The following is a 2503-nucleotide window of genomic DNA, read 5'->3' as shown; positions in this document are numbered from 1 at the left end:
GATGAACTACTCGAACAGAATAGTCATCACCACCATCATAACTTATAATCTTATTAATCCAAATATAACCATTATCCACCAAGATCTCTTCACGAACATGTTTCGTGATCTTCGCCTTGACTAAATTGTCTATTTTTTGTGGCTCTATGTTTAAAATGATCAAATAATCATCTTTATCAATAATCCTTGTTAAGCTTGAGCTTGAATAAAGCGCTAAAAGCTTCGCTTCATCATTTACGGACTCAAGCCTTGCTTTATTATTATCCTGATTTGAATCAAAATCAATTCCCTTTGTGATACGATTGTAAACGATAACCTCTATATTTTGAAAAACAAGGTCAAGTGAGCTTTGACGCCAGAGTTCAAGTATCTTCTCAAAGTCACTTGTATTTGATTCTTCAAAGGTGTACTGCCATTGGTCTAGCTTGCTAATCTCTGAACTTAATATGCTTCGTCTTTCAATCTCAATATCCTGAAGTGTCCGCTTCACCACATCTTTCACATATATTTTTTTCATGTCGACAACGCCGTTTGCAAGCTGATTAATTTTTGTTTCTGTTTGCTCGTGAAATAAGTTGAGATAGGAACCACTTAGAACACTCGACAAAATTAAAACAATCGTTATCGTTGCAAAGTAAAAAATATTTCTAATTTTATTTTTACTAATTTCCAAAGTAGTTCCCCCCTCTCACAGTTTATATTTATTTAAGCAAGTTTAACGCTAAATCCTTAGTGTATATTTTATCACAAATATTGCCTTCTCCCCAATGCAAATCAAGGTATTTGGACTATATATACCCCAGGATAATGTCTCAACAGACATTTAATATAAGTCAAAAGTTGATTTATTACGCCCTATCGTATCACTTTCTTAACAATGATAAATAGAATATTAATGTTTATAACATTTATATAAAGGTTCTTCAAGACCTATTGATTAATCCTCTAAAATCGCTAAAATGAACATAACAGCAATACTAGGAGGTTTTAAATTATGGAATCATTCGCAAGACTTTATGTTGGCATGTCTTATACTTTGCAAAAAAAAATCACAATTGACGATACCGCTTTAAATTATGGGAGTGGTAAAGTACAAGAGTTATTTGCAACGCCACGCTTGATTGCATTAATGATAGAAGCTAGCGCACAGCTCATCGATCCAACTTTGCCGGAAGGATTTGTCTCTGTGGGTAATCAAGTTTCTGTTGACCACTTTAAACCTACCCTCCAAGGGGCGACTGTCACTATTGAAGTTAAAATCACAGGATTTGAAGAAGGTCGATACATTTTTGAAATGATAGCCTACGATGAGTTTGGCCAAATTGGTAACGGCCGTCATGCTAGAAGTATCGTAAATTATAGCAGCTTGCTTGATAAAGCACATGCAAGACAATACGGTAACTATATGGCTGGATAAGCCACAAAATATGGAAAAAAGCTTAACCAACACGAGATGCTCATGGTTAAGCTTTTTTTATGTGAAGCAATACTTATCTAGAACTTACATTGACCATCCACACAAATGCCTTGATCTTGTGTGCCAAGTTCAGTGAGCGGTTTTTCACGCTCCTCCTCAATCGCCTTTTTAAAGCTGTTTAAAAAAACAGATACAGGTTGGGCCCCTGAAATACCATATTTTTCATTGATCACAAAATATGGGACACCTCGTATGCCTAATCTTGAGGCTTCTGCCTCGTCTTTTCTAACCTCTGCCTTATAGGCTTCTGAATCTAAGACAGCCATGGCTTCATCATAGTCCAATCCGCAGGTCTTGGCAATTGTCGCCAACAATTTTTTATCGGATAAGTCTTTTCCCTTTTCAAAATAGGCACTTAACAAAGCTTCTGTGAATACTTCAGCCTTATCTTTTTCAGCGGCAAAATGAGCTAATCTGTGTGCATGTAAGGTGTTTGTAGGTTTGATATTATCAAAATCATAATTTAACCCCACTGTTTTTGCCTGTTCTACGATTTGCACGTTAGATGCCTTAGCCTGACTTACTGGAATGCCATATTTTTTTGAAATGAGCTCATGAATATTACCCTCGTATTTCACAGGCGCATTTTGATCAAGCTCAAAACTCTTATAGATTATTTCTACAGGCTCTTTCGAACCTAATTGTCCAATTGCCTCTTCCATTCTTCGCTTACCGATATAGCAAAAAGGACATACAAAATCTGACCAAACTTCAATTTTCATCGTTTATCTCCTTTTAATTAAGTGTGTTCATTTATACTTTTTAACAACATATGAAATAGAAATACCAGTACACCGATAGACTTAATCGAACACTTTAATCATTCAATTTTTGATTAGCTTAAGAACAAAATTCAGTAATTGCTTCGTTTGGTAATCAGCTAATTAGTTCGTTCGGGTACGAACTAATATTAACATTATTTATAACACTTGTCCAGTTTATTTCAAAAATAAAACCACTTAATCATAATATGAATCTTGTCTCATTCTCTTATTTTCAAGAAATCCTACACATTTCATCATTTAT

At 34.8% G+C, this 2503-nt stretch carries 3 protein-coding genes; 1 reads left to right on the top strand and 2 read right to left on the bottom strand.

Annotated elements, in window-relative coordinates; genetic code table 11:
* Positions 1-673: hypothetical protein (locus AC220I_RS21265; protein WP_486725876.1), on the bottom strand; the 673-nt coding region annotated here is incomplete at its 3' end.
* A gap of 321 nt (positions 674-994) precedes the next feature.
* On the opposite strand from AC220I_RS21265, the gene AC220I_RS21260 reads away from it, so the two are divergent.
* A complete protein-coding gene (locus AC220I_RS21260) occupies positions 995-1417 on the top strand; it encodes a thioesterase family protein (protein WP_486725875.1) in 423 nt (140 codons plus the stop codon).
* Between the two features lie 77 nt (positions 1418-1494).
* Here the strand turns inward: AC220I_RS21260 and AC220I_RS21255 are convergent, their stop codons facing one another.
* Complete coding sequence (locus tag AC220I_RS21255; RefSeq protein ID WP_486725874.1) at positions 1495-2199, bottom strand: DsbA family oxidoreductase; 705 nt, start codon at positions 2197-2199, stop codon at positions 1495-1497.
* Positions 2200-2503: the final 304 nt, after the last annotated feature.

It is taken from the genome of Fusibacter sp. (assembly GCF_057447755.1).
This window is presented reverse-complemented; position numbering and strand designations above follow the sequence as displayed.

Bases quoted from the DNA above. Each gene is read 5' to 3' on its own strand.
- AC220I_RS21255 (WP_486725874.1), bottom strand. From the start codon at position 2,199: ATGAAAATTGAAGTTTGGTCAGATTTTGTATGTCCTTTTTGCTATATC.
- AC220I_RS21260 (WP_486725875.1), top strand. From the start codon at position 995: ATGGAATCATTCGCAAGACTTTATGTTGGCATGTCTTATACTTTGCAA.